Here is a 26,939-nt window from a genome sequence, read left to right on the forward strand (position 1 = left end):
CGTTGAGAGATCGGCGAGGCACTCGCTCCTCGCATCCGTACACGTACCAACTAGTAGCTACGATGATGCTACCCGTCGGTAATAAGAAGCAACCCCGGGCCGCCCATCTGTGACTCGTTACTCGTTACTCTGTGCTGCATGTACGGCTACGACCAGACCGCGGGCCAACAGCAGCAGCAGTACGCCCCGCCCCCGCAGCAGCCGATGGGCGGCGGGTACGGGCAGCAGCCGCCGCTGTACCCCGAGCCGTCCCCGCCCTCCCTCGCGGACGCGGTGCGCGCCTTCACCACCGGCCAGATGTCCGCCGAGGACTTCCAGCAGGTCTTCGCGACCTCGAAGGTCTACTGCCCGCGCGGCGACAACCCCGGCTTCCTCGCGCTGCACAACACCCAGCAGCCGGTGATCCCGATGTTCACCGGACTGAAGGAACTGCGCAGGTACGCGGGCAAGGAGTCGAAGTACTTCGTGATCACCGGCGCGGAGGTGATCGACCTGCTGCCGACCGGCTACGGCTTCGTCCTGGACATGGAGGGCGAGCACCGGATGGTGTTCGACGCCAAGGCCGTCGAACAGATGGTCGATTTCGCGATGCGCCGCATGTACGGCTAGGTGTATGAGGGCTGGACGTTCGTGACGCCTTCCCGCAACCGGGATGCCGGTGGCTGACCGCCCGCGCCTGAGTGTGGTCGGTGGTAGTTGTAGTGGGTGTTCCAGACCGCGATCGCTGCTGAACGCGCGTCCTCGCTGGTGAAGTCGCGGGCGTAGAGCAGCTCTTCGGCCAGGATTCGCTGGTAGCGCTCCACCTTCCCGTTGTGGCGAGGCGTGTAGGGCTTTGTCTTTTGATGCCGGGACCGATCGCCAACGATCCGGGCGAAGTCGCCGGAGCGGTAGCACGCACCGTTGTCGGTGACGACGCGGTGGATGTGGGTGATGCCGTGGGCAGCGAACCAAACCTTGGCGCGGGTCAGGAACGCTGCCGCAGTCGCTCCCTTCTCGTCGAGTAGTGGCTCCGTATAGGAGAGCCGGGAGAAGCCGTCGATGGCCGAGTGCAGGTAGGTGTATCCGCGCCGTGCGCCGGCTGACTTGGCGCGGTCGGCGGCCTTTGCTTGGTCGCTGTCACGACCATGGACGCGCCATCCGCCGCCGTCGGGGATCCTGCCGACTTTCTTCACGTCCAGGTGCACCATGTGCCCGGGCCAGCGGGCGGTGATCTTGCCCGGCTTGCGGTTGTTGTCGCCGCGGGGGTCGATGAACCGGCGTCGGCCGAGGCCGAGCCTGCTCAGGTGCCGGGTGACTGTCCGGCGGTTGATCCTGACCCCGAGGTCGGCGAGCTCGTCGGTGATGCGCTGGGCGGACCATTTGTGTTCGCGCCGCCAGGTCTCGATGTGTTCGATGACCCACGCGGGCGTGGCGTGCGGACTCCGATGGGGAGTCGATGGGCGGTCGTGAAGGCCAGCATCGCCGTGGTGCCGCCATCGGTTGACCCACTTCGATGCGCAGGCGCGGGAGATTCCCATCTCTGCTGCGACGTGGGCGATGGGGCGGGTCTTGCAGCGTTCGATAAGCCGGCGGCGTCCTTCGATGGACAGGGGTGCGTTGCGGTGGGTCATGCTGTGACCACGGCTGGCTGCGGCGTTCGGAATGAGGCGCTGATCCACGCGAGCGTCAGCGCGAGGGCCGCGGCGAACGGGATCCAGAGCGCCCCGGGTCCGTCGACGATGATCCCGCCGACACCGGCGGCGGCCGCGGTGCCGAGGTAGAGGCCGGAGATGTTGAGCGAGATGGCTGTCATGGGCGCGGCGGGTGCGGCTTCGATGGTGCTGGCCTGCAGGGGTGGGTTGAGGGCCCAAGCGAAGACAGACCAGGTGGCGATGCTGAGCAGCAGCAGCGGGAAGGGCGCGCTCAGTGCGAGCAGACTGCCCACGAGAGCGAGGGCCAGGGCGTGTCCGCCGACGACGATGAGCCGGCTGCGTCGCCCGCCGTACTGGTCTGCAAGCCGGCCACCCAGGAAGGCTGAGGGGACGCCGATGATGCCGACCAGCAGAAGCACCCAGGGCAGTGCCTGCGTGTTGCTCTGGCTGCGTTCCAGGAGGGCGGAGAGGTAGCTGTAGAACATCAGACCGCCCGCCCCGCAGAGGGTCACGGCAAGGACGAGCCGCAGCACGCGCACGTTGCGTAGTGGGCTGAGTCGCTCGACCAGACCCGCTGCCGGGGCTCCCTCAAGCTGGGGCAGCCCCGCTGCGAGGACGATCATGGCGGCGAGCGCTACGACCGCGATCAGCACGAATGTCGACCGCCACCCGAATAGCCCGCCAATCCATGCCCCGACAGGCACTCCGGTGAACAGTGCCACGGTCAGACCCGCGGTGACGACTGAGAGATAGCGACCCTGCCGATCGGACGGAGCGCCCTGCGCCGCGACCGCGAACGCGGTGGACGACACCACCGCAGCGGCAAGACCGGCCACTGCCCTGAGCGCGATCAAGCTACTGAATGTTGGCGCGATGGCGGCGGCGAGGTTGGCGAACATGAATACCGCCAAGGCGGTCAGGATGACCCGCCGTCGTGGATAGGGGTCCAAGACGACTGCCATCACCGGCGCACCGAGCGCGAACGTGAGGGCGAACACGGTGATCAGTTGGCCAGTTGCGCCCGTGGTGATCTGTAGGTCGGCGGCCAATTCGGGTAGGAGGCCGGCGATCACGAACTCATCGGTGCCCAACGCGAGCGTGGCGACGAAGAGGCCGATCAGCCAGCCAGGGAGTCGGTGTTGTCTCATGGACCCACCTTATTCGATGTTCGCCGAACATCGAATAAGGTGGGTCCAGTGCGATACTGAACTCGTGGCGAAAGATGCACATCACCCTGAGCTGGACGAAGTGGCGCTGACCATCGTCCTTGCCGCGCTGTCCGACCCCCTGCGGCTGGGTCTGGTGCGACTACTGTCCGACGGTGTCGAGCGACAGTGGGGTGAGTTGGATGCGCCCGTCGCGAACTCCACTCTCAGCCATCACCTGAAGGTGCTCCGGTCCTCGGGAGTCACGCGGACTCGTGAGGAAGGCACCCGCTGCTACGTACATCTCCGGGCCGACGAACTTGAAGAGCGGTTCCCTGGCCTCCTTGAGAGTTTGCTGGCCACCTCAGGGCACGGAGCAACGAAGGTCGGAGTCAAGCCGCCGCGACAGACTGCCTGATGCTCGTAGCTCGGAGGCAGGTGGGAGCCACCGCTTCACCGTCAATAACCACCTGCCCCGCAACAGCTAGGCGTCGTCTGCGGTCGTGAGTGCGAGCCCGGAGGGAATGCCCTCCGGGCTTTCGTGGTTCGGGGTGACAAGAAGTTCAATGCTCAACTAAAGTGGGGCGCACGCCGCCCGAGGAGGTCGACATGCCTGCCGTGACCGTCGAGAACCCGTTGACGCTGCCCCGTGTATCCGCGCCCGCCGACGCCGTCGCGCGTCCGGTGCTCACCGTCACGACCGCGCCCGGCGGTTTCGAGGGCGAGGGCTTCCCGGTGCGCCGCGCGTTCGCCGGGATCAACTACCGCCATCTCGACCCGTTCATCATGATGGACCAGATGGGTGAGGTGGAGTACGCGCCCGGAGAGCCCAAGGGCACCCCCTGGCACCCGCACCGCGGCTTCGAGACCGTCACCTACATCATCGACGGGATCTTCGACCACCAGGACTCCAACGGCGGCGGCGGGACCATCACCAACGGCGACACCCAGTGGATGACGGCGGGCTCCGGGCTGCTGCACATCGAGGCGCCGCCGGAGCAGCTGGTCATGTCCGGCGGTCTCTTCCACGGGCTGCAGCTGTGGGTGAACCTGCCGGCCAAGGACAAGATGATGGCCCCCAGGTACCAGGACATCCGCAGCGGCAGCGTCCAGCTGCTCACCTCCCCGGACGGCGGCGCGCTGATGCGCGTCATCGCCGGCGAGCTGGACGGGCACGAGGGCCCCGGCATCACGCACACGCCGATCACGATGGTCCACGCGACGCTGGCGCCCGGCGCCGAGGTCACGCTGCCCTGGCGGGAGGAGTTCAACGGCCTCGCGTACGTCATGGCCGGGCGCGGGTCGGTGGGCGCGGAGCGGCGTCCGGTCCACCTCGGGCAGACCGCCGTCTTCGGCGCGGGCGGCTCGCTGACCGTCCGCGCGGACGAGAAGCAGGACTCGCACACCCCGGACCTGGAGGTCGTGCTGCTCGGCGGGCGGCCGATCCGGGAGCCGATGGCCCACTACGGCCCGTTCGTGATGAACACCAAGGACGAGCTGATGCAGGCCTTCGAGGACTTCCAGAAGGGGCGCCTCGGGACCGTCCCGGCGGTGCACGGGATGTCCGACGCGGGCCCCGGCGCCTGACCGGGCGTCACCCGGGCGGGCCGTCCGCGCAGGACAGCCCGCCCGGCCCGTGATCGGGTGGGCACGTGCAGCTGCTCCCCGGTCCGGTGCGCCGGTTCGCCGCCTGGTGCGCCGTCATCCTGCTCGCCAGCGGTGTCGCCTACGTCGCGATCCGGCTCTGCGTCGAGTTGCGCACCGCGGTGACTCCGGCGCTGCTCGCACTGCTCGGCACCGCCCTGCTCAGACCGCTGCACCGGCGGCTGGTGAAGGCCCACGTGCAGCGGTCGCTGGCCGCCGGGCTGACCTGCGCCGCCGTGCTGGCCGTGGTCGGCGGGGCCGTGTACATCGTCGTCTCCGCGCTCGTCGAGACCGGCGACCAGATCGTCGCCTCGCTCCGCGACGCGGCGAAGGGCGTCGCCGAGCACTTCGGCGCGGCCGGGACCTCGCTGGACGACGTCGCCTCCAACGCGCGTGAGCTGCTCGGCAAGTTCGGCGGTACGGCCGCGTCGGGCGTGGTCAGCGGGATCAGCGTCGCCGGCGAGATGCTGGCCATGGCCGTCCTCGCGCTGCTGCTCGTCTTCTTCTTCCTGCGCGACTCCGACCGGGCCGTCGGCACGGTGCGGGCCGTCGCCCCGCCCGGCGGCGCCGACATGGTCGAGGCCATGGCCCGGCGGGCGTTCGGGGCCGTCGAGGGCTTCATGCGGGGCACCACCCTGATCGCCCTCATCGACGCGGTCTGCATCACGGTCGGACTGCTCGTCCTGCGCGTCCCCGGCGCGGTCGGGCTCGGGGCGCTGGTCTTCGTCGGCGCCTACATCCCCTACCTCGGCGCGTTCATCTCCGGTGCCGTCGCCGTGCTGGTGGCGCTGGCCGACCGGGGGTTCGTCATCGCGCTGTGGGCGCTGGGCGTGGTGCTGGCCGTGCAGGTGCTGGAGGGCCACGTGCTCCAGCCGGCGATCCAGAGCCGCACCGTCCAGATGCACCCGGCCGTCGTACTGCTCGCGCTCACCGCGGGCGCCTCAGTGGCGGGCATCCTGGGGATGCTCCTCGCTGTGCCCCTGACCGCGGCGGCGTTCGGGATCGTGCACGAACTCCAGGGACGCTACGGGGCCTCGGCCGCCTCAGGGCCGGACGCGGGGCCGCAGGCGTCGTCCGGGGCCGCGGACTCGTAGATCTCGTACCAGATGCTCTTGCCCTCGCCGCGCGGGACGACCCCCCACGCGTCCGCGAGCAGCTCGACCAGCATCAGCCCGCGTCCTGAGGACGCCATCTCCCCCGGCCTGCGCTTGTGCGGCAGGTCGTAGCCGTTGTCGGTGACCTCGACCCGGATCCGCCGCTCGCCCGGCTCCCCGACCACTTCGGCGACGAGCAGGGCGTTGGTGTCGGTGTGGACCAGGACGTTCGTCAGCATCTCCGAGAGGAGCAGCACCGCCGCGTCCCGCTGCTCCTCGCCCGGCCAGTCGTGCAGCAGGTCGCGCAGGTGCTGCCGGGCGGTGGCGATCCGCGCCGGCTCGGCCTGGGCGACCGTCAGCATCGTGCGGCGCACCGGCGCCCGGATCGCGGTGGATTCGCCGCAGCCGCAGCCCTCGCCCTGCCGGCACAGCAGCACCAGCGCGATGTCGTCCTCGCGGCGGTCGGACAGCGGGCCGACGGTGTGGTGCGAGGAGGGACCGTGCACGGCCTGGACCAGTGCGTCGGCCAGCTCCTCCAGGCCGCCTGCGTGCTCCTCCAGGATCACCCGCAGGCGGTGCCAGCCGCTCTGCAGATCGTGGCCGCCGGTCTCGACCAGGCCGTCCGTGCACAGCATCAGGGTGTCCCCGGGTTCCAGGGCGAGGCACGTCGTCGGATAGTCGGAGTCCGGGTCGATGCCCAGCGGCAGCCCGCCCGCCGTGGCGAGGATCAGCGCCGTACCGTCCGCCATGCGCACGACCGGGTCCAGATGCCCCGCGCGGGCGCTCTCCACGGTGCCGGTGGCGGGGTCGACCTCGGCGTAGTAGCAGGTCGCGAAGCGCAGGTCGCCGGGGTCGGGCTCGGACGCGGCGAGGCCGTGGAAGAAGTGGGAGGCGCGGGCGAGCACCGCGTCGGGGCGGTGGCCCTCGGAGGCGTAGGCGCGCAGGGCGATGCGCAGCTGGCCCATCAGCCCGGCCGCCCGCACGTCGTGCCCCTGGACGTCGCCGATCACCAGCGCGAAGCGGCCCCCGGGCAGCGGGATCATGTCGTACCAGTCGCCGCCGACCTGGAGGCCGCCACCGGTGGGGACGTAGCGGGCGGCGACGTCCATGCCGGGGATCTCCGGGCCGAGCATGGGCAGCATGGAGCGCTGCAGCCCCTCGGCCAGCTCCCGCTGGTTCTCGGCGGCCCCCGCCCGGGACAGCGCCTGGGCCAGCATCCGTGCCACCGTGGTCAGCACGGAGCGCTCGTCGGGCGTGAAGGCGACCGGGTAGGTGAAGGCCGCCATCCAGGCGCCCATGGTGCGGCCCGACACCGTCAGGGGGAGGAAGGCCCAGGAACGGCGGCCGAAGCGCTCGGCGAGCGGCCAGGTGAGGGGGTAGCGGGACCGGTACTGCCCGGGGGAGGAGAGATAGACGGCCCGGCCGTTGCGCACCACCTCGGCGGCCGGGTAGTCCGTCTCCAGCGGCATGTCGACGAACGGGTTCATGTCGTTCTCCGGCTGCCCGTGGTGGCCGATGACGGTCAGCCGGTCCCCCGACACCCCGAACACCGCGAGGCCGTCCGGGGAGAAGCCCGGCATCGACAGCCCGGCCGCGACCCGCAGCACCTCCTCGGTGGACCGCGCCTCGGCCAGCGCCCGGCCCGCGTCCAGCAGAAAGGCCTCCCGGGAGCGGCGCCACTCGCCGGTGACCGCGCTGCGCCCGGCGGGGGTGCCCGGTCTCGGCTCGGCGACCTCCTGGAGGGTGCCGGTCAGCACGTACGCCTTGCGCACGGGGTCGAAGGAGGGCTTGGAGCGGCTGCGCACGACCCGGACGACATGGCCGCGCTCGTCCATGATCCGGATGCGGACCTCGGCGAGGGTGCCCTCGGCGACGGCGAGCTGGACCACCCCGGTGATCTCGTTCCAGTCCACCGGATGCAGCCGGGCCCGCACCTGCGCCTCGGTGAGGGTCGCCGGTTCGGCGGGCAGGCCGAGCAGGCGGGCGGCCTCTCCGTCCACCGTGACCTCTCCCGTGGCGGTGTCCCAGTGCCACAGTCCGGTCGCGAGGGCGGCAAGGACGTCCCCCACCTCGGGCAGGGGCTCACCAGTACGCATTGCCCCACTTTAAGAAGAGGTGATCGGACACTGCCACCGGTCGCCGAGGCGCCGGACCGGCTCCGGGGGCGACCCCGGGGCGCGTCAATGGGGAAGAAGGCAGGCATGGCTGCCCGGTACGCTGGGGTTGTTTCACGTGAAACGCGAAACACCATCCCCGATCCGCGAAGGCTGGATGAACGACGATGCATCGGTACAGGTCCCACACCTGCGGCGAGCTCCGCTCCTCTGACGTCGGCACCGACGTCCGACTGAGTGGCTGGCTGCACAATCGGCGCGACCTGGGCGGCATCCTCTTCATCGATCTGCGCGATCACTACGGCATCACGCAGCTCGTCGCCCGTCCGGGCACGGAGGCCTACGAGGCGCTGGACAAGCTGACCAAGGAATCGACCGTCCGGGTCGACGGCAAGGTCGTCTCCCGCGGCGCCGACAACATCAACCCCGACCTGCCCACCGGCGAGGTCGAGGTCGAGGTGGGCGAGGTCGAGCTGCTCGGCGCCGCCCAGCCGCTGCCCTTCACCATCAACACCGAGGACGGGGTCAACGAGGAGCGGCGCCTGGAGTACCGCTTCCTGGACCTGCGCCGCGAGCGCATGCACCGCAACATCATGCTGCGCACGTCGGTCATCTCCTCGATCCGCAGCAAGATGGTGGCCCTCGGCTTCAACGAGATGGCGACGCCCATCCTCACCGCCACCTCCCCCGAGGGCGCCCGCGACTTCGTGGTGCCCTCCCGTCTGCACGCGGGCCGCTTCTACGCCCTCCCGCAGGCGCCGCAGCAGTTCAAGCAGCTGCTGATGATCTCGGGCTTCGACCGGTACTTCCAGATCGCGCCCTGCTTCCGCGACGAGGACGCCCGCGCCGACCGCTCGCCGGGGGAGTTCTACCAGCTCGACGTCGAGATGAGCTTCGTCGAGCAGGAGGACGTCTTCCGGCCCATCGAGCAGCTCATGACGGAGCTGTTCGAGGAGTTCGGCAACGGTCGACACGTGACCTCGCCGTTCCCGAGGATCCCGTTCCGCGAGGCGATGCTGAAGTACGGCTCCGACAAGCCGGACCTGCGCGCCCAGCTGGAGCTGGTCGACATCACCGACGTCTTCGAGGGCTCGGAGTTCAAGGCCTTCGCCGGCAAGCACGTGCGCGCGCTGCCCGTCCCGGACGTCTCGGCGCAGCCCCGCAAGTTCTTCGACCAGCTCGGCGACTACGCGGTCTCGCAGGGCGCCAAGGGCCTGGCCTGGGTCCGCGTCGGCGAGGACGGCAAGCTGTCCGGCCCGATCGCGAAGTTCCTCACCGAGGCCAACGTCGCGGAGCTGACCAAGCGGCTCTCCCTGGCCCCCGGCCACGCGGTGTTCTTCGGCGCGGGCGAGTTCGACGAGGTCTCGAAGATCATGGGCGCGGTCCGCGTCGAGGCCGCCCGCCGTGCCGGGCACTTCGAGGAGAACGTCTTCCGCTTCTGCTGGATCGTCGACTTCCCGATGTACGAGAAGGACGAGGAGACGGGGAAGATCGACTTCTCCCACAACCCCTTCTCGATGCCGCAGGGCGGCATGGACGCCCTGGAGAACCAGGACCCGCTGGACATCCTGGCCTGGCAGTACGACATCGTCTGCAACGGCGTCGAGCTGTCCTCCGGCGCCATCCGGAACCACGAGCCGGAGATCATGCTCAAGGCCTTCGAGATCGCGGGCTACGACGCGGAGACCGTCGAGCGCGAGTTCGCCGGCATGCTGCGCGCCTTCCGCTTCGGCGCCCCGCCGCACGGCGGCATCGCCCCCGGCGTCGACCGCATCGTCATGCTGCTGGCCGACGAGCCCAACATCCGCGAGACGATCGCCTTTCCGCTCAACGGCAACGCCCAGGACCTGATGATGGGCGCCCCGACCGAGCTGGAGGAGACCCGGCTGAGGGAACTGCACCTTTCGGTGCGCAAGCCGCAGCCGAAGTAGCCGGCGCGGAGGAGGGGCCCGGCATCGTGATCGATGCCGGGCCCCTCGCCCGTTCCGCCGCGTGTCCCGGGGCGGTCTAGCGCGCCACGAACTGGGTGAGGATCGCCTGGACCTCGTAGATGTCGACGCCCTTGGTGAAGGTCTTCTGGATCGGGGCCGCGCTGCCGGAGAGCCAGATCTTCAGTTCGGCGTCGAGGTCGAAGTGGCCGGCCGTCTCGACCGCGAAGTGCGTGATGCTGCGGTACGGGATCGAGTGGTACTCGGTCTTCTTGCCGGTGATGCCCTGCTTGTCGACCAGGATCAGACGCCGGTCGGTGAACAGGATGGTGTCGCGGATCAGCAGGTAGGCGGCGTGGACCTGCTCGCCGTGGCCGAGCAGACGCGCGTACTCCTGTTGGGCCTGGCCCGGGTCGATGCTGTGCGCGTTGCCGAAGAGTGCCATGGATGTCCCCCCACGTGAGCCGGTGCTTCGTTCGATCTTCGCAAACGCGGGGGCCCGGGAGAAGCTTCCGCCTCTCCCGGGCCCCTGCCGTAGCGAGCGCGTTACGCCGTCGGCTTCTCCTCGAGACGCGGGAAGAGCACCGCGCCCTTGGTGACCGTGGCGCCGGCGGGCAGCCGGCCCCAGTCCGCCGCGTCCTGGACCGGCTGGTCCGCGAGGGCGCCCAGGGAGGGCTCGGCGCCGAGGGAGTCCCAGAGCTTCTGGGAGGTGTCCGGCATGATCGGGTTGAGGAGGACCGCCACGGCGCGCAGGGACTCGGCGGCCGTGTAGAGGATCGTCGCCAGACGGGCCCTGCCCTCCGGAGAGTCGTCCTTCGCGACCTTCCAGGGCTCCTGCTCGGTGATGTAGCCGTTGACCTGCTTGACGAAGTCGAAGACCGCCAGGATGCCGCCCTGGAAGTCCAGCTCCTCGCCGATCTTCCGGTCCGCCTCCGTGACCGCCCCGGTCAGGCCGTCGTGGATCGCCTGTTCCGCGTCCCCGTCGGCCGTCGCGGCCGGCAGCTCGCCGCCGAAGTACTTGTTGACCATGGCCGCCACGCGGGAGGCGAGGTTGCCGTAGTCGTTGGCCAGCTCACTGGTGTAGCGGGCGGAGAAGTCCTCCCAGGAGAACGAGCCGTCCTGGCCGAACGCGATCGCGCGCAGGAAGTACCAGCGGTACGCGTCCACGCCGAAGTGCGTGGTGAGGTCCTGCGGCTTGATGCCGGTCAGGTTGGACTTCGACATCTTCTCGCCGCCGACCATCAGCCAGCCGTTCGCGGCGACCTTCCCCGGCAGGGGCAGGCCCTGCGCCATCAGCATGGCCGGCCAGATGATCGCGTGGAAGCGGAGGATGTCCTTGCCGACCAGGTGGACGTCGGCGGGGAACGTCGACTCGAACTTCTCCGGGTTCTCGTTGTAGCCGACCGCCGTGGCGTAGTTCAGCAGGGCGTCGACCCACACGTAGATGACGTGCTTGTCGTCCCAGGGGACCGGCACGCCCCAGTCGAAGGTCGAGCGGGAGATGGAGAGGTCCTGCAGGCCCTGGCGGACGAAGTTCACGACCTCGTTGCGCGCGGACTCCGGCTGGATGAAGCCCGGGTTGGCCTCGTAGTGCGCGAGCAGCTTCTCGCTGTACTCGCTCAGCTTGAAGAAGTAGTTCTCCTCGCTGAGGATCTCCACCGGCTTCTTGTGGATCGGGCACAGCTTCTGGCCCGCGTACTCGCCCTCGCCGTCGAGCAGCTCGCCGGGGAGCTTGTACTCCTCGCAGCCCACGCAGTACGGGCCCTCGTAGCCGCCCTTGTAGATCTCGCCCTTGTCGTACAGGTCCTGCACGAACTCCTGGACGCGGTCGGTGTGCCGCTTCTGCGTGGTGCGGATGAAGTCGTCGTTCGCGATCTCCAGGTGCTCCCACAGGGGCTTCCAGGACTCCGTGACGAGCCTGTCGGCCCAGGCCTGCGGGGTGACCCCGTTCGCCTCGGCCGTACGCATGATCTTCTGACCGTGCTCGTCCGTGCCGGTGAGGTACCACACCTTCTCACCGCGCTGGCGGTGCCAGCGGGTGAGCACGTCGCCTGCGACGGTCGTATAGGCGTGGCCCAGGTGAGGAGCGTCGTTGACGTAGTAGATGGGGGTCGAGACGTAGTACGCCTTCGCCCCCTGCTTCTCGTTTCCAGTGGCCGCCATGGTCGAAATCCTACTGGGCCCGCGGAGATCGGCTCACACGCGTTTCGGGGGGTGGACGAGGGGGTTCCCCTCGTCCACCCCCCCCGAAAGGGCCGTGCGTGCGGCCGGCGGGTCCGGTTACGGGCGCCAGGTGGCCAGTACGCCCTCGTACAGCTCCTTGTCGGTGAGCTCCTTCGGGCTCTCGCCGGCCAGGAAGTGGGAGGCGTTGCCCGTCTTGAGCTTGCGGAGGTAGTCGAAGGCCTTGTTCTCCGGGTCGCCGAAGGCGACGAAGGAGAAGTGGACGTCCGGGTGGTTCGCCGCCGCGTCGGTGAGGGACTGGGTGGCGGGGGTCTTGGCGTCGGGGGCGCCGTCGGTCTGGAAGACCACCAGGGCGGGGGTGCCGGGGGGTGCGTGTTCGGTGAGGTGGGCGAGGACGGCCTCGACGGCGGCGTGGTAGCTGGTGCGGCCCATGCGGCCCAGCGCTGCGTGCAGCTCGTCGATCTTGTTCTCGTGGTCGGTGAGGGTGAGGTCGCCGGTGCCGTCCACTTCCGTGGAGAAGAACGTGACGTGGACCGTGGCCTCGGGGTCCAGGTGGGCGGCGAGGGCGAGGGTCTGCTCGGCGAGGGCCTGGGCGGAGCCGTCCTTGTAGTACGGGCGCATGGAGGCGGAGCGGTCGAGGACGAGGTGGACCTTGGCGCGGGTGCCGGTGAGGTCGTGCTTCTTGAGGGCGGTGGCGGCGGCCTTGTAGGCGGTGGTGAGGGTGGGGGCCTTGGCGCGGAGCCTTGCGGGGGTTGTGGCCGGCTTCGACGCCTCGGCTTCGCCTTCGGCGTCCGTGTTCCCACGGGGTGCCTCCGGCTGGGTGGGGGCGGGGGTCGCCTCGGCTTCGCCCTCGGCGTCCGTGTTCCCACCCGCACCGCCCGTGCCGGTTTCGTTGTCGGGTGCGGGTGGCCCCTGTGGGGCGTCCTCGCCGTCGGCGGCTGCGGGTTCGGGGGTGGCCTTCGGCTCCGCCTCGGGCTCAGCCTCGGTCTCCGACTCCGGCTTCGCCTCGGCCTTGGGCGCCGGCTTCGGTACCACCTTCGCCTCTGGCTTCGGCTTCGGCTCCGAGTCCGGCTTGGCCTGCGGCTCTGCCTTCGCCTCAGCCTTGGCCTTCGGCTCCGACTCCGACTCCGGCTTGGCCTTCGCCTCTGCCTTCGCCTCGGGCTCAGCCTTGGCCGTCGGCTCCGACTCCGGCTCCGAGTCCGGCTTCGCCTTCGGCTCTGCCTTCGCCTCGGGCTCCGGCTCCGACTTGGTCTCGGGCTTGGGCTTCGTCTGGGGTTCGGGTTCTGCCTTCGGCTTTGGCTCTGCCGTCGGGTTTGAGGGGGCTTCCGTTGGCTTGGGGACCGTGATGTTGGTGAAGGCGGCCTTGACGAGGTCGTGCTCGTCGGGGGTGGGTTCCGAGCGGGGCTCGGGGATCTGGGAGGACTCCGGCCGGGCAGCGGGCTCGGCCGGTTCCGTGGGTGCGGCGGGCTGGGACGGGAGCTTCGGCTCCGGCGCGGTGACCGGCGGTGCCGTCTCCTGCGCCGCACCCTCCGCCTGAGCGGCCCGTTCCTTGCGTGACCGGCCGAACGCGTTCCGCAGGAGAGTGAGAATGCCCATGTGCGCAACCCTTCGGGTGAGTTGATGCCGTCAATCCCTGGCCAGGACGGACACGTAAGGTTAGCGGTCCCGGCTTGTGATCTTGTGCAGGGTCTGACATGCGGGCGGTGACGCGTCAAGGCCGGATCGAGACGTCGTCCTGAGACCCCCGCGGATTCCGTGGGTTCACTGCCCGTTCACCGCGACGCCCGGTCCCCGCACGTATGTGCGCCTACGGTCGCGCTGACACCAAGGGCATACAGGGATTCTCAAGGGGAGAACACAGTGCGCAAGCTCCTGCCGTTGATCGGAACGCCGTCCGGTTCGCACCCCGGTGGCCGGTCCGCGATGACCTGCCGTTTCCGGTGCGGTGACGCCTGCTTCCACGAGGTGCCGAACACCAGCACCAACGAGTACGTCGGGGACGTCATCGCCGGTGCGCTCAGCCGCCGTTCCATGATGCGGGCCGCCGCCGTCGTGACCGTCGCCGCGGCGGGCGCCGGGGCCGTGGGCGTGGCGGGGGCGCCGTCGGCGCAGGCCGCGCCCACGGCCGGAAAGGGGCACGGGAGGCCCTCCAAGGCGTCCGGTGCGCGCGGGCTGCGGTTCGCGCCCGTCGCGCCCAACACCGACGACACCGTGACCGTCCCGGAGGGGTACCGGCAGGACGTCGTCATCCGCTGGGGTGAGCCCATTCTGCGCGGGGCGCCCGCCTTCGACCCGGAGAAACAGAGCGCCGGGGCGCAGGCCGGACAGTTCGGGTACAACAACGACTTCCTCGCGCTGCTGCCGCTGCGGGGCGAGCACGACCGCCAGCTCCTCGTCGCCAACCACGAGTACACCGACGAAGTGCTCATGTTCCGCGGCTACGACCCCGAGAACCCGACCCGCGAGCAGGTCGAGACCGCTTGGGCCGCGCACGGGCTGTCCGTCGTCGCCGTGGCGGAGGAGAGGAGGAGCGGGCGGCTGACGCCGGTGTCGCGGCATCGGCTCAACCGGCGGGTCACCGCCACCACCGAGTTCCGGCTGACCGGCCCGGCCGCCGGATCCGACCTGGTGAAGACCTCCGCCGACCGCACCGGCCGCAAGGTGCTCGGCACCCTCAACAACTGCTCCGGCGGCACCACCCCGTGGGGCACGACGCTGCACGGCGAGGAGAACTTCAACCAGTACTTCGCGGGCGGCGGCCGGGACACCGACAAGCGGTACGGGATCGGGACCGGCGCCACCGAGCGCAAGTGGGAGCGGTTCGACAAGCGGTTCGACGTCGCCCGGGAGCCGAACGAGGTGCACCGGTTCGGGTACGTCGTCGAGCTGGACCCGTACGACCCGGACTCGACGCCGCGCAAGCACACCGCGCTCGGCCGGTTCAAGCACGAGGCCGCGACCGTGCGGCTGACGCCCGACGGGCGGCCGGTCGTCTACACCGGCGACGACGAGCGCTTCGACTACTTCTACAAGTTCGTCGGCAGCAAGCGGATGCGGCACGGCAACTCCCGCTGGGCGCGCGAGCACAACCTCTCGCTGCTCGACGAGGGCACCCTGTACGTCGCCAGGCTCAGCGGCGACTCCCCGGCCGCCGAGATCGACGGGACGGGCACGCTGCCGCACGACGGCGAGTTCGACGGCGGCGGCACGTGGATTCCGCTGGTCACCGCCACGGAGCGCGGTGCCGTCTCGCACGTCGAGGGGATGAGCGCCGAGGAGGTGTGCGTCTTCACGCGGCTGGCCGGGGACAAGGCCGGCGCGACCAAGATGGACCGCCCCGAGGACATCGAGCCGTCGCCGACGACCGGCAAGGTGTACGTCGCCCTCACCAACAACACCAACCGCGGCGTCGGTTCGAACGCCGGCCCCGACGAGGCCAACCCGCGCAACGCCAACAAGCACGGCCACGTCCTGGAGCTGACCGAGCACCGGAACCGGGCCGACGCCACGCGTTTCGGGTGGTCGCTGTTCCTGGTCGCCGGTGATCCCGAGGACCCGGCGACGTACTTCGCGGGTTTCCCGAAGGACCGGGTCAGCCCGGTCTCCTGCCCGGACAACGTCGCCTTCGACGACCACGGCAACCTGTGGATCTCCACCGACGGCAACGCGCTCGGCAGCCACGACGGGCTCTTCGGCGTCGCGACCAAGGGCGACCGGCGCGGTGAACTGAAGCAGTTCCTGACCGTGCCGACCGGCGCGGAGACCTGTGGTCCGCTCGTCCAGGACCGGCGGGTGCTGGTCGCGGTGCAGCACCCGGGCGAGGTCGACGGCGCCTCGGTGGAGAAGCCGGCCAGCACCTGGCCCGACGGGCCGGGGAAGATCGTGCGGCCCGCGGTCGTGGCGGTGTGGCGCGCGGACGGCCGCGACATCGGCGTCTGAGCCGATCCACCCGCCCAAGGGGAGCCACGGGAGTTCCCCGCCCGCGTGTGGAACTCCCGTACGACCTCGATGCGGCCCACGGTGTGCCGGTTGAACTCCGCGTCGGCGTCGAAGCGGGTGACGTGGCCCGAGCCGGAGGCGGGGACGTTCCAGTCGCGGGCGATGCGCACGGCGTAGTCCTCGTCGAGGACCGGGTAGAAGATCGGTTGCTCGGGCGGGCGCGGGGCCGGGCCGTCCGGCCGGAGGCCTCGACGCGTGCCGGCTCCTCGGGGCCGGTGGGACGCCACAGCGTCGTCGTCCTGGTCGGGGTCCCGTTCCCGGCGTTCATGGTCGGCGACGTCAGCCGTCCGGGTCAGAGCCCGCCACGCGGTTTCACGGGCCGGTGCGCGTCGGCCGGGGCGGGGCCGGCTCGGTGACGGGCTTCGCCGGGGACCGGCGGCGCGGCGGGCGCCCGTACCGCCCGGCGAGCCAGGAGGCCAGGGCGACCGTGAGGCCGAGGCCGACCAGGACCCAGGCGGCGGTGCGCAGGGTTTCGGTGAGGGCGTCGTAGACGGCGCCCGCGGCGGGGCCGTCCACCGGGCCGGGGAGTTCCGCGACGGTGAGCCGGCGGCCGACCACGACGGCGAGGGCGAGCAGCGCTCCGCCGAGGGCGGTGCCGATCCCGGCGGCCACGACGGCACGGCGGCGGCAGGCGGCGACGGCGATGCCGGTGACCGCGAAGACGACGGCCGCCAGCGGCAGCCAGAAGGCGGCGACGTCGAGCACGTGGTAGCCCTTCCTGAGCCGGTCCGCCTGGCGGGCCGTGAGCACGGTGACCGCGGTGTGCCGGACCGGGATGCGCCGGGCGAAGGGCACGTGGTCCTCGGCGAGCCGGTCCCGTACGCGTTCGGTGACGGGGGCCAGGTCGACCGTGACCGCGCGTCCGGCCGCCCCGTCGTCGCGCAGGGCGCGCAGTACGGCGGCGTGGACGGTCCGGTTGGCCGCGTCCCAGCCCTCGTGGAAGGCCTCGGTGCGGGTGAACGACCGGGCCGCGTCCCGCACGAAGAGCCGCACGGTGCCGTTCACGGGGCCGGCCGTGACCTCGTCGACGATCCCGGCGAAGCCGGAGCCCAGGGTGTCGGCGGCCGCGTCCCGTACGTCCGGGTCGTCGGCGAGCGGTGCCACGGCCGCGACGTACCGGCCGGTGTCGGCCGGGCCGTGCATGGCCCAGCCGGCCAGCGTGGCGCACGGTGCCAGCAGGCCGGAGAGGACGATCAGGACGGCCGAGAGGGCGCCCCTGAGGCGTGGGAACACCCTCCCAGGGAAACCCTCGCGACGCCCCGGGGCGACCGGCGTGACTGCAGATGGCCGCCCGGGACGAGCCGGTCAGGTGGTGGGGGCGGCCCGGTCCGCCTGTGCGTCCCGGCGGGTGTAGTAGTGGTAGACGAGCGCGGCCGTCACCGCCCCCGCGAACAGCAGGGACGCGAGGATGCAGGTGAACATGGCGACGCCGCTGCCCGAGTACAGGAAGCCCAGTGCGCTGCCGGCGAACGCCCCCCACAGCGCCGCGTGCCCCTCGCGCGGCAGCCGTCGGGCCACCTCACGGACCGCGAAGTAGAGGATGGCGAACGCGAGCACCGACATGAAGCCGATCAGCAGGTTCCAGCCGGTGATGGGGCCGCCGTGGCGGCGCACGGACGCGACCCAGTAGCCGTAGACCAGGGCGGTCACGACGGGCATCGCCCACTTCATCAGCAGGTGGGTCTTCTTGCCGAAGACGTCGGGCGTCGTGCGCCTCGACGTGCCCGGGCCGGTGCCGGCGCGGGCACCGGTGGGTGTTCCGGCTGTGGGTACCGCGTGAGCCATGAGAGCACTCCTCTGCCTCGCCCCGTCTGCCCTGCCCCCGTCTACCAGGGCACACCTGGGCGACTCGGGCGGCAAGTCGGGATGCGGGCCCACCGGGGACGTGCTTCGCTGGGGCCCGTGAGGGGTCGTGTCCGCAGGCCGGTGCGCGCCCGGTGGCGGCCGCTCGGCCGGCTCGTGCAGGCCGCCGGTCAGGGCGACGTCGTGTCCCGGCACGAGCTTCTCAGTGTGCGCGGCCGCAGTGTCGCCTGGCTGTTCCCGCTGATCCTGCTCGTCGGTATCGCCGCGGGCGACATCACCACCGGCGCCTTCGAAATAATCTCCTGGACGGTGCTGGTGCCGGGCATCGCCGCCGCGATCTGCGGGGTGTGGGGGACGGCCGTCTTCGCCGTGCTCGCGATCGGCGTCTACATCATGGCCGACACCGTCTGGCGGCACCGCGACGAGACGGGGCTGCCCGGTCTGGTCCTGGTCGTCCTCGGCGGTGCCATCGCCGTGGTGGCCGCCGCGTTCCGGGTCGGCGGCGAGCGGCGCATGCTGCACATGCGGGACATCGCCGACACCACCCGCCGTACCGTGCTGCGCCCGCTCCCGGTGGGCTTCGGCGGCCTCGACCACGCCGCCGTCTACCTCTCCGCGGACAGCGAGGCACGGGTCGGCGGCGACTTCTACGACATCCAGCCCGGTCCGCACGGCACCCGGGTCCTCGTCGGCGACGTGCAGGGCAAGGGGCTGGGCGCGGTGGAGACGGCCGCCGCGCTGCTCGGCACCTTCCGCGAGGCCGCCTATCACGAGCCGGACCTCGCGACGGTCGCCGAGCGCCTGGAGATCCGCATGGTGCGCCACCGTGAGCACACCGCGGGCCTCGGCCGGTCCGACGGCGACCGGTTCGCCACCGCCGTGCTGATCGGCTTCTCCCCCGGCCTGCCGGACGCCGTGGAGGCCGTCGTCTTCGGCCACGACCCCCCGCTGGCGGTCGGGCCCGGCGGTGTGCGCGCCCTGCCGGTCGTCGGCGGGCTGCCGCTGGGCATGGCCGATCTCTCACCGGGCCGGCCGGGGGCGGCACCGCCGGTGCACCGGCTGCGTCTCGCCGCGGAGGAGACGCTGCTGCTGGTCACCGACGGGGTGACCGAGGCCCGCGATCCCGTCGGCGCCTTCTACCGGCCCGCCGACGACATCGGGCGAGCCGTCGCCGCCGACGCCCGCAACGCGGCGCCCGCGCGGCTGGTGTCCCTCGTACGGGACGGCACGCTGCGCCACTGCCGGGGGCGGGTGGCCGACGACACCACCGTCTTCGCGGTACGGCGCACACCGGGCCGGGAGGAGCCGGCCGACGGGTGAGTGCCCCGCTTCGCAGCCGCAGCGGTTACGGTGCTGCCGTACGTGATCGACAGTGATCCGCGGTAACCGGCAGGGACCGCCGGGGATCCCAGGGCACCGACAGGGGGAGGGGACATGCCCGGAACCGTGCTGCTGCTCGCGGCGGCGCCCGTGGGCCGCGGGTGCCTGGTGGACGCCGCCTCCGTGCTCCCCGTGCTCGCGGCCGTGCCGCCCGCCGTGCTCTCCGGCACGGACACGGCGAACGTCGTCGAACTGGCCGACCCGCTGGAGCCGCAGGCCGTCCTCACCCGGCTGCGGGCCGCGGCGGCGGCCCCCGGACCGCTCACCGTCTACGTCGCCGGGCAGCTCCAGCTGGACCGGCGCCAGCGCCTGCCGCACCTGGCGCTGGCCCGTACGACCCCGGCGAACGTCCGCTACACCGCCCTGCCCTGGCACTGGATCCGCGAGGAGCTGCGGCTGCGGCCGAGCGGCGCGACGACGCTGCTGCTCGATCTGCACGCCGACCACGAGACCTGGCAGTGGCTGCGGGCCAACCCGCTGGACTGCGGGCGCAACAACACCGTGCACGGTCGTATCGCGCCGCCGCCCGCACGGCGGACGGTGGCCGTCCCGTCGTACATGCGGGGCGTCGCGACGATCCTGCGCAGCGGGCACCGGCCGCCGCCGGACGAGCTGCATCAGCAGGCGCTGGCCCGGGCCGCGGCCGACGGCGCGGCGACCGGCGCGGACCTGGTGCTGACGTCCCCGGGGCCGGTGGCGGGCGACCCGCACGCCGTCATCGCCGCCGCCGTGCGCTCCGGGCGGCACGGGGACGCCGACGCGCTCGCCGCCCGGCACGAGCGGGCCGCGGCCCACGCGTACGGACCCGCCTCCGAGGACGCGCTGCACTGGACGGAGGTCCGGGCCGACCTGGCGATGTTCGCGGGGGACCCGGTGCGCAGCTGCCGGGCCTGGCTGACGGTGGCCGAGGCCCGGCTCGGCGCCGGGCAGCCCCCGCAGGCGCCCGCGGTGGAGGCGGCCGTCGACCGGGCCCACCACCAGTGGGGGCGGATCCGCGACGCCGGACCCGCCCGCGAACTGGGCCCGCCGCTCGCGGTGTTGCGCGGCCGTGTACCGGGCCGCCGCGAGGGCGCCCTGGACCACGTCCGACGCGAACTCAGCCGGCTCCAGACCCAGGGCTGAACGCGGTACCCGGCCGACGGGGTGGCGGGTGGGTGTGCGCCGGGCCCGCCGGGAGGCCGGGCCGACGGGCAGCGGGGTGGCGGCCCGCGGTGCCGGTCGAGCCTGCCCCGGGGAGCCGGCCCGGTGGCCGTCGGGCGGCGGGGGCCGTCCTAGCGGGTCACGGCGGCCAGGTCGTCCGGGGCGGTGCCGGACGCCGGGACCGGGGAGGAAGAGTGTGGCGCCGGGTCCACGGGGGCCGCGTTCGCGGCCAGCAGCAGGCAGGCCACGGCGGCGACGGCGGCGGCGAGGGCTCTGGCGTAACGTTCGGCGGTGCGGGTACGTACGGGCACGGTGTCCTCTGCGGGATGAGGGATTGTGTCAAGCACGGTTAAGCGCGCTTAATACGCCGTTTAACCTAGAGCCGTCCGAGCCGAACGGCAAGAGCCTCATGGGGAGTTGGCAGTGGGGGACCGTGACGACCGAAACGCCATCGGACGCCGGGTGCAGCGACTGCGCGCCGAGCGCGGGCTGACCCAGCGCCAGCTCGCGGAACCGGCCTACACACCCGCCTACATCTCCACCCTCGAGGCCGGCCGCGTCCGCCCCTCCGACGAGGCGCTGCGGCACCTCGCCGAGCGGCTCGGCGTCGGTTACGAGGAACTGGCCACCGGACGCCCCGCCCGCCTCGCCACCGACCTGCGGCTCAGGCTCACCGAGGCGCAGCGCACCCTCGCCACCGAGGGCGCCGAACAGGCGGCCGGCCAGTACACCGAGCTGCTCGCCGAGGCCGAGGCGTACGAGCTGGCCGAGGAGCGGGCCGCCGCGCTGCTCGGGCTCGGGGAGTGCGCCGTGGAGACCGGTGAACTCGCTTCCGGTCGCCAGTACTTCGAGCGGGCCGAGCGATGCCTCGCCGACGCCGGCGCCCCGCTGCCCGCCCGCGTCCCCGCCGTCCGCGGACGCGCCCTGTCCCACTACCTCGCCGGTGAACTGCGGTACGCCGTCTACCTGCTGGAGTCCACCCTCGACGAGCTGAACCGCGGCGGGCTGCACGACCCCGACGCGCTGCTGCTGCTCTACGCCAGCGCGATCGGCCCGTACATGGACATGGGCGCCCACGCGCGCGCCGCCCAGGCCGCCGAGCTGGCCCTCTCCCTCGCGCCCAGTGCCGGCGACCCCGCCCTGGTGGCCCGCATGCACCGCTCCGTCGCCCGCACCCTGCTCGCCGAGGGCCGCCTCGCCGACGCCGACGCCTCGCTCGCCAAGGCGGCCGAGCTGTACCGCACGCTGCAGTTGCGCACCGAGCTGGCCAACTGCCACTGGATGCGCGGCTACGTCTGCGCCCAGAACGGCGAACTCCCCCGCGCCGAGGAGGAGATGCGCGAGGCCCTGGGCATGCTGTCGGCCACCCGCGCCGCCCTCTACAGCAGCCAGGTCGCCGTGGAGCTGGCCGACGTACTGCACCGGCGGGGCAAGTCGGAGGAGGCCGCCGAGCTGCTGCACGGCGTCCTCGACGACCTCTCCTCCGAACGCGGCGCCGTGCACTCCGCGGGCGCGCACCGGCTGCTCGGCATCATCGCCGAGGACGCCCGGGACACCGAGGCCGCCGAGGAGCACTACGTCCGTGCGCTGAGCCTGCTGGAGCGGGCCGGTGCGGCCGGTGATCTGGCGGACCTGTGCCGGCTTCTCGGTGATCTGTTGCGTCGCACCGGCCGTGTCGAGGCGGCCCTGGACGCGTATCGCACCGGTCTCGGGCACCGCACGGCGCCCGGTACGACCACGCTGGGGCCGGCACCCGCACAGCCGCCGCTGTAGACCGGTCCGCGTGCCCCGCCCTGTCGTCAGACCTGGACGCGGCACTGGCGCCGGACCTCCGTCAGCCGCTCCGTTCCCACCTCGGCGGCCGTCCGGGTGGCGTCGTCGGCCGGTTCGCCGAGGGTGCCGTTGGTGAGGCTGAGCGCGTCGTCGCCGACGCGGACGGCGACGAGGTCCACGGTGAGCACCTCGTCGGCGCCGCTCACCGTCACCCGCAGGCCCCGGCGGGCGTCGCCCGACTCCGGCGGCGTCAGGGCGGTGACCCGGACCTCGCGGGTGCCGTCGGGTCCGGCGGCCCGCGCCTCGAAGTGCCCGCAGACGTCCGGAAGCGTCCCCAGCCACCCCAGCGTGCTGTCGAGGTCGGCGGCGCGGTACGAGGTGATCCGGTAGTGCAGCTGCGCCCCGCCGTCCGCGTCGTCCAGGGCGGCCGAGGCCCGGGGCGCGGTGACGGCGCCGCCGCCGAAGAGGTCCTCGGTGTAGAGGACGTCGAGGAGGCGCCGGCAGTCGGCCTGCCCGGTGCGTTCCGCGGTGGCCTTGAGCAGTTCGTCCCGCCAGGTCGCGGCGCCCCGCGTCGGCCCCCACGCCTCCCCCAGGTCGGCCGCCGTGATCAGGGCCGCCCGCGCCTGCCCCCGGGTGAGCACCGGCGGCAGGGCGGGTGACGGAAGCGCGGCCGGGGACTGGGCGGTCGGCGGTGCGGTTGCGTCCGCCCGGTCCGCGCCCCGCCCGCCGGCGGTGTCGCAGGCGGTCGCCGTCAGCGCGAGCACCGCCGACAGCGCGGCGCCGAGCAACGGGCGGGCGGCGGGGGCGTGCTGCATCGGTGCCTCCTGGAGGGCCGGTGCGACCGGCGCCGTTCAGGATCGGTCACCCCTCCACGGCACCACCGTCCCCGGCCCCCCACCAGCGTGCGCGGCCGTCCGGGTGAGGGCGCCGGGCCGGACCGGCGGCTACAGCCCCAGCCACACCGTCGTGTCCGGGCCCAGCCGGCCGTCCTCCAGCGGCGCGCTGCTCAGCAGGACCTCGCCGGCCGGCAGGTCGACCGCGGCGCCGGAGAGGTTGGTGACACAGCGCCAGCCGTCCGAGCGGTCGAACCGCAGCACCCCCGCCGGGACGTCGTCCGACCAGGTCAGCGCCTCGCCGTCGAGCAGCTTGCGGCGCAGGCGCAGGGCCGTGCGGTACAGCTCCAGCGTCGAGCCCGCCACCCCGTCCTGGGCCTGGACGGCGTACGCCGCGAAGCCCGGCGGCTGCGGCAGCCACGCCGAGCCCGCCCCGAAGCCGTACGACGGCCCGTCCGTCGTCCACGGCAGCGGTACCCGGCAGCCGTCGCGGCCCTTGCGGACGTGCCCGGTCTGCTCCCAGATCGGGTCCTGGAGGACCTCGGTGGGCAGGTCGGCCACCTCGGGCAGCCCCAGCTCCTCGCCCTGGTAGAGGTACGCCGAACCGGGCAGCGCCAGCATCAGCAGCGTCGCCGCGCGGGCCCGGCGCAGTCCGGCCGCCGCGTCGACGGCGGGCGCGTGGCCGCCGGACAGCAGCCAGGCGTCGGTGTCCGTGTCCGGCGGCAGCACGAGGCGGGTGGCGTGCCGGACGACGTCGTGGTTGGAGAGCACCCAGGTCGCCGAGGCGCCGGCGGCCCGCGCGTCGGCCAGCGAGGCGGTGATGACCTCGCGCAGCTCGGCCGCGTCCCAGCCGGTCTGGAGGTACTCGAAGTTGAAGGCCTGGCCGAGTTCGTCCGGGCGGGCGTACAGCACGCGCCGGGCGCCCGGGACCCAGGCCTCGGCGACCGCCGTGCGGGGCGGGGTGTAGGCGTCGAGGATCTTGCGCCAGTCCCGGTAGACCTCGTGGACGTCGTCGCGGTCGTAGAAGGGGTGGGTGCCCGGCGCGAACCGCGACAGGGCCGCCTCGCCGCTCAGCTCGGGGGCGCCGAGGTCGCGCAGCGGCTCGGACAGGTCCTTGACCAGCGCGTGTGCGACGTCGACGCGGAAGCCGTCGACGCCCCGGTCGCACCAGAACTTGAGCGTGGTGCGGAAGTCGGCGCGGACCTGCTCGTTCTCCCAGTTCAGGTCGGGCTGCTGGGGCGCGAAGAGGTGCAGGTACCACTGTCCGTCGGGCACCCGCCGCCAGGCGCTGCCGCCGAAGACGGACTGCCAGTCGGTGGGCGGCAGTTCCCCGTGCTCACCCCGGCCGTCCCGGAAGACGTAGCGGTCGCGGGCCGCGGACCCCGGGCCCGCCCTCAGCGCCTCCCGGAACCACGCGTGGCGGTGCGAGGTGTGGTTGGGGACCAGGTCGACGACGACCTTCAGGCCCAGCCGGTGGGCCTCGGCGGCCATCGCGTCGAAGTCGTCCAGCGTGCCCAGGCGCGGGTCGACGTCGCGGTAGTCGTCGACGTCGTAGCCGCCGTCGGCGAGTTCGGAGGGGTAGAAGGGGCTCAGCCACAGGGCGTCGACGCCGAGGGCGGCCAGGTGGGTCAGGCGCTGGGTGACGCCGCGCAGGTCTCCGAGACCGTCGCCGTCGGCGTCGGCGAAGCTGCGGGGGTAGACCTGGTAGATGACGGCCTGCCGCCACCAGTTGGGGTCCTTGGACGACAGGTCGGGTGTGCCGGCGGTGCTGCGTGCGCTCACGCGGCCTCCTTCGCGGTACGTGGTTCGCGGTAGTGGGGCGAGACGAACTGATCCGTTACTTCTGTCCAGATCACCCGAAAAGCGAACCCGTGCGCCCGCGACGCGCCGGTGGCTACGCCTCCGTGCGCTCGACGGCTTCGAGGTACAGCTCGACGTAGCGGGTCACGTCCACGTCCAACGCCACGTCGACCAGCGGCTGTTCGCGCAGCCCGTCGTGCAGTTCGGACTCCCCGACGCGCGGGCGGCGGTCGACCAGGGTCTGGCCGCGTGCGGGGCCGGGGGCGAGGGAGACCTCGACGGGCAGCCGCCGCGTGGTCAGGCCCTCCGGGTCGATCACCGCGCAGACCGCGCCCGCGTCGCCGAGCCCGCCGCCGGGGTCGCAGGCGTCGGTGGCCGGTCCGCGGTGGGCGAGCAGTTCACCGGCGAGCCGGGTGCCGGGCTCGGCGCTCGCGCGCAGCCGCCGCACGTCCGGACCCGGCACGATCACCCGCTCGAACACGTCCAGCCCGTACATCGTGATCGGCACCCCGGCCGTGAGCAGGATCGCGGCGGCCTCCGGGTCGTGCCACACGTTGAACTCGGCGACCGGCGTCGCGTTCCCGCCGGCCACCGCGCCGCCCATGAACACGATCCGCTCGATGTTGCCGGTGACCTCCGGGTGGGTGCGCAGCAGGAGCGCGATGTTGGTCAGCGGCGCGGTGGGGATCAGCGTGACCGGACGCGGGGAGGCGAGGATCTCCCGGCGCAGCAGCGTCACCGCGTCCACGTCGGCGGGGGCCCGGGTGGGGGCCGGCAGCCCGAGGTCGCCCATGCCGTCGGCCCCGTGCACGTGCCGCGCGGTGCGCACGCCCTCGATCAACGGCCGCTCGGCGCCCCGGGCGACGGGGACCTCGGGGGCACCGGCCCGCTCCAGCACGGTCAGCGTGTTCCGTACCACCCCCGCCACGTCCGTGTTCCCGGCGACACAGGTGACCGCGCGCAGGTCGAGGCGCGGGTGGCGGACCGCCAGCAGCAGGGCCAGGGCGTCGTCGATGCCGGTGTCGCAGTCGATGATCACCGGGATGGGAAGCTGCTGGTCGGAGGCGGTCGTCACGGCGGGGACTCCTTACGGTGCGGGCGGGGCGCCGGTGACCCTACCCGGGTCCGGTACGGTCCCCGGGGCCCGGGGCGGGCGGGGCCTCAGTGGACGATCACCAGGTCGTGCGAGGCGGTGTTGAGCCGGCGGCCACCGTCCTGCGTGCAGGTCACGACGTCCTCGATACGGACGCCGAAACGGTCCGGGAGGTGGATGCCGGGCTCGATGGAGAAGCACATGCCGGGTTCGAGCGGCTGCTCCTCGCCCTCCACCAGGTAGGGCGGCTCATGGGTGGTGACGCCGACACCGTGGCCGGTGCGGAGCGCACCGTGTCCGGCGTGGCCGGCCTCCTCGAAGACCGCGCGGGCCGCCCGGTCGACCTCCTGGCACGAGACCCCGGGCCGCACCGCCCCGAAGGCCGCCCGCTGCGCCGCCCGTACGGTCTCGTGGACCCGGCGCTCCTCGTCCGTCGGCGCCCCGACGTGGACGGTGCGGGCGGTGTCGAACCCGTAGCCGTCCCGCAGGCCGCCGAAGTCCAGGACGACCATGTCGCCGTCCCCGATGACCCGGTCGCCGGGCCGGTGGTGCGGGTCGGCTCCGTGGGGTCCGGCGCCGACCACCGTGAAGTCGACCCGGCTGCGGCCGTGCCCGCGCAGCAGTCCGGCCAGGTCGGCGGCCAGCTCACGCTCGCTGCGCCCGCCGAAGCGCAGGGTGAGGACCTCCTCGTAGGCGGCGTCCGCCGCCGCTGCCGCGGCCGTCAGCCGGGCCACCTCGTGCTCGTCCTTGACCGCGCGCCGCATGGGCAGGACGAGGGACAGCGGCTGGTAGGTGGCGAGCGGCAGGGACTTCTGGAGGCAGAGCAGGTGCAGGGCCCAGGTCCCGTCGGAGACGGCGTAGCGGCCGTGCGGACGCAGCAGCCCGGCCGCGGCGGCGTAGGCGTCCTGGCCCTCCCACCAGTCGGAGACGCGTACCGTGCCCGCGCCGGGTGCCGCCTCGGCGGTCGGACGGTCGACCGCCGGTACCAGCAGCCGGGGCTGGGAGTTGGCGGTGAGGACGAGGAGGGTGAGGCGTTCGGTGGTGGCGGTGGGCCGGTAGCCGCACAGCCACACCAGGTCGGGGCCGGGGGTGACCAGTACCCCGGCGAGCCCGAGGGCGGCGGCCTCGTACGCGGTGCGCTCCATGCGGGCCGCGTAGACCTCGTCCGTGAAGGCGGCGGGGCTGCCGTCGCCCGGCACGGGCGTCTCGCCGGTCACCGGCACCTCACCCGCCCCGCGCGGGTCGTTCACGGCCGACGGCGGCGCGCGGCGCGTGCGGGCCTTCCGGGACCGGCCATGTCGTCGCCTCCAGGGACCTGGTGGGGCACCTCCGCGCGGACACGCGGGTCCCCTCCAGTGAAGGCCGGAGGGCACCGCCGCGC

At 72.6% G+C, this 26,939-nt stretch carries 21 protein-coding genes and 1 pseudogene; 9 read left to right on the plus strand and 13 right to left on the minus strand.

Annotation, left to right across the window (positions count from 1 at the left end; genetic code table 11):
• Positions 1-138 precede the first annotated feature (138 nt).
• Entirely contained in the window at positions 139-609 is a 471-nt protein-coding gene (locus ACIQFU_RS32850) for an SseB family protein (protein WP_159324998.1), read from the plus strand.
• On the opposite strand, the gene ACIQFU_RS32855 is transcribed toward ACIQFU_RS32850, so the two are convergent.
• Both ACIQFU_RS32855 and ACIQFU_RS32860 read right to left on the minus strand, forming a co-directional pair.
• The gene (locus ACIQFU_RS32855; protein WP_402556483.1) at positions 606-1,610 is read right to left on the minus strand and encodes an IS481 family transposase; all 1,005 of its coding nucleotides are present in this window, start codon (positions 1,608-1,610) and stop codon (positions 606-608) included. The two genes, ACIQFU_RS32850 and ACIQFU_RS32855, sit on opposite strands and share 4 nt — an antisense overlap.
• Complete coding sequence (locus ACIQFU_RS32860) at positions 1,607-2,779, minus strand: MFS transporter (protein WP_402556485.1); 1,173 nt, start codon at positions 2,777-2,779, stop codon at positions 1,607-1,609. Before ACIQFU_RS32860 ends, ACIQFU_RS32855 begins: the two co-directional genes overlap by 4 nt.
• Positions 2,780-2,843: 64 nt before the next feature.
• On the opposite strand from ACIQFU_RS32860, the gene ACIQFU_RS32865 reads away from it, so the two are divergent.
• From ACIQFU_RS32865 to ACIQFU_RS32875, 3 genes are all read left to right on the plus strand, one after another.
• Entirely contained in the window at positions 2,844-3,194 is a 351-nt protein-coding gene (locus ACIQFU_RS32865) for an ArsR/SmtB family transcription factor (RefSeq protein WP_402556486.1), read from the plus strand.
• Positions 3,195-3,385: 191 nt separating this feature from the next.
• Positions 3,386-4,363 carry a pirin family protein gene (locus ACIQFU_RS32870; protein ID WP_402556488.1) on the plus strand — a complete coding sequence of 326 codons (978 nt, stop codon included), beginning with the start codon at positions 3,386-3,388 and terminating at the stop codon, positions 4,361-4,363.
• 65 nt (positions 4,364-4,428) lie between these two features.
• A complete protein-coding gene (locus tag ACIQFU_RS32875) occupies positions 4,429-5,514 on the plus strand; it encodes an AI-2E family transporter (RefSeq protein ID WP_402556489.1) in 1,086 nt (361 codons plus the stop codon).
• Here the strand turns inward: ACIQFU_RS32875 and ACIQFU_RS32880 are convergent.
• Positions 5,445-7,610 carry a SpoIIE family protein phosphatase gene (locus tag ACIQFU_RS32880; protein ID WP_402556491.1) on the minus strand — a complete coding sequence of 722 codons (2,166 nt, stop codon included), beginning with the start codon at positions 7,608-7,610 and terminating at the stop codon, positions 5,445-5,447. The two genes, ACIQFU_RS32875 and ACIQFU_RS32880, sit on opposite strands and share 70 nt — an antisense overlap.
• 185 nt (positions 7,611-7,795) lie before the next feature.
• Between ACIQFU_RS32880 and aspS the strand changes: the two genes are divergently transcribed.
• Entirely contained in the window at positions 7,796-9,559 is a 1,764-nt protein-coding gene (gene aspS, locus ACIQFU_RS32885) for an aspartate--tRNA ligase (protein WP_402556493.1), read from the plus strand.
• A 76-nt stretch (positions 9,560-9,635) separates the two neighbouring features.
• Here the strand turns inward: aspS and ACIQFU_RS32890 are convergent, their stop codons facing one another.
• From ACIQFU_RS32890 to ACIQFU_RS32900, 3 genes are all read right to left on the minus strand, one after another.
• Positions 9,636-10,001: a PH domain-containing protein gene (locus tag ACIQFU_RS32890; RefSeq protein ID WP_402556494.1), complete on the minus strand. Its 366-nt coding sequence runs from the start codon at positions 9,999-10,001 to the stop codon at positions 9,636-9,638.
• A gap of 101 nt (positions 10,002-10,102) precedes the next feature.
• On the minus strand, positions 10,103-11,719 hold the full coding sequence (metG, locus tag ACIQFU_RS32895; protein WP_402556496.1) for a methionine--tRNA ligase: 1,617 nt from the start codon (positions 11,717-11,719) through the stop codon (positions 10,103-10,105).
• A gap of 117 nt (positions 11,720-11,836) precedes the next feature.
• Positions 11,837-13,333: a VWA domain-containing protein gene (locus ACIQFU_RS32900; RefSeq protein WP_402556498.1), complete on the minus strand. Its 1,497-nt coding sequence runs from the start codon at positions 13,331-13,333 to the stop codon at positions 11,837-11,839.
• A 264-nt stretch (positions 13,334-13,597) separates the two neighbouring features.
• Here ACIQFU_RS32900 and ACIQFU_RS32905 point away from each other — a divergent pair, with 264 nt between their 5' ends.
• Complete coding sequence (locus ACIQFU_RS32905; protein ID WP_402556500.1) at positions 13,598-15,676, plus strand: PhoX family protein; 2,079 nt, start codon at positions 13,598-13,600, stop codon at positions 15,674-15,676.
• Between the two features lie 38 nt (positions 15,677-15,714).
• Here ACIQFU_RS32905 and ACIQFU_RS32910 read toward each other — a convergent pair.
• The 3 genes and pseudogenes from ACIQFU_RS32910 to ACIQFU_RS32920 all read right to left on the minus strand — a co-directional run.
• Positions 15,715-16,004: pseudogene (locus tag ACIQFU_RS32910) on the minus strand (ADP-ribosylation/crystallin J1); the annotation flags it as partial.
• A 44-nt stretch (positions 16,005-16,048) separates the two neighbouring features.
• The gene (locus tag ACIQFU_RS32915; RefSeq protein WP_402556502.1) at positions 16,049-16,969 is read right to left on the minus strand and encodes a hypothetical protein; all 921 of its coding nucleotides are present in this window, start codon (positions 16,967-16,969) and stop codon (positions 16,049-16,051) included.
• A 72-nt stretch (positions 16,970-17,041) separates the two neighbouring features.
• The gene (locus ACIQFU_RS32920) at positions 17,042-17,521 is read right to left on the minus strand and encodes a hypothetical protein (RefSeq protein WP_402556504.1); all 480 of its coding nucleotides are present in this window, start codon (positions 17,519-17,521) and stop codon (positions 17,042-17,044) included.
• Positions 17,522-17,602: 81 nt separating this feature from the next.
• Between ACIQFU_RS32920 and ACIQFU_RS32925 the strand changes: the two genes are divergently transcribed.
• The 3 genes from ACIQFU_RS32925 to ACIQFU_RS32935 all read left to right on the plus strand — a co-directional run bounded on the left by ACIQFU_RS32925 (position 17,603) and on the right by ACIQFU_RS32935 (position 21,832).
• Positions 17,603-18,859, plus strand: coding sequence for a PP2C family protein-serine/threonine phosphatase (locus ACIQFU_RS32925; protein ID WP_402556506.1), 1,257 nt, complete (start codon positions 17,603-17,605; stop codon positions 18,857-18,859).
• Between the two features lie 114 nt (positions 18,860-18,973).
• Positions 18,974-20,041: a hypothetical protein gene (locus ACIQFU_RS32930; RefSeq protein WP_402556507.1), complete on the plus strand. Its 1,068-nt coding sequence runs from the start codon at positions 18,974-18,976 to the stop codon at positions 20,039-20,041.
• A 441-nt stretch (positions 20,042-20,482) separates the two neighbouring features.
• The gene (locus ACIQFU_RS32935; RefSeq protein WP_402556508.1) at positions 20,483-21,832 is read left to right on the plus strand and encodes a helix-turn-helix domain-containing protein; all 1,350 of its coding nucleotides are present in this window, start codon (positions 20,483-20,485) and stop codon (positions 21,830-21,832) included.
• Positions 21,833-21,858: 26 nt separating this feature from the next.
• Here ACIQFU_RS32935 and ACIQFU_RS32940 read toward each other — a convergent pair whose 3' ends face one another.
• The 4 genes from ACIQFU_RS32940 to ACIQFU_RS32955 all read right to left on the minus strand — a co-directional run bounded on the left by ACIQFU_RS32940 (position 21,859) and on the right by ACIQFU_RS32955 (position 26,703).
• Positions 21,859-22,647 carry a hypothetical protein gene (locus ACIQFU_RS32940; RefSeq protein WP_402556510.1) on the minus strand — a complete coding sequence of 263 codons (789 nt, stop codon included), beginning with the start codon at positions 22,645-22,647 and terminating at the stop codon, positions 21,859-21,861.
• A 129-nt stretch (positions 22,648-22,776) separates the two neighbouring features.
• Positions 22,777-24,447 (minus strand): glycoside hydrolase family 13 protein, encoded by a 1,671-nt coding sequence (locus ACIQFU_RS32945; RefSeq protein WP_402556511.1) that lies wholly within the window; start codon positions 24,445-24,447, stop codon positions 22,777-22,779.
• A 112-nt stretch (positions 24,448-24,559) separates the two neighbouring features.
• The gene (locus ACIQFU_RS32950) at positions 24,560-25,540 is read right to left on the minus strand and encodes a nucleoside hydrolase (RefSeq protein ID WP_402556513.1); all 981 of its coding nucleotides are present in this window, start codon (positions 25,538-25,540) and stop codon (positions 24,560-24,562) included.
• A gap of 86 nt (positions 25,541-25,626) precedes the next feature.
• On the minus strand, positions 25,627-26,703 hold the full coding sequence (locus tag ACIQFU_RS32955; protein WP_402556603.1) for a M24 family metallopeptidase: 1,077 nt from the start codon (positions 26,701-26,703) through the stop codon (positions 25,627-25,629).
• Positions 26,704-26,939 lie beyond the last annotated feature (236 nt).

It is taken from the genome of Streptomyces sp. NPDC093065 (genome assembly GCF_044754585.1).
Lineage (GTDB): Bacteria > Actinomycetota > Actinomycetes > Streptomycetales > Streptomycetaceae > Streptomyces.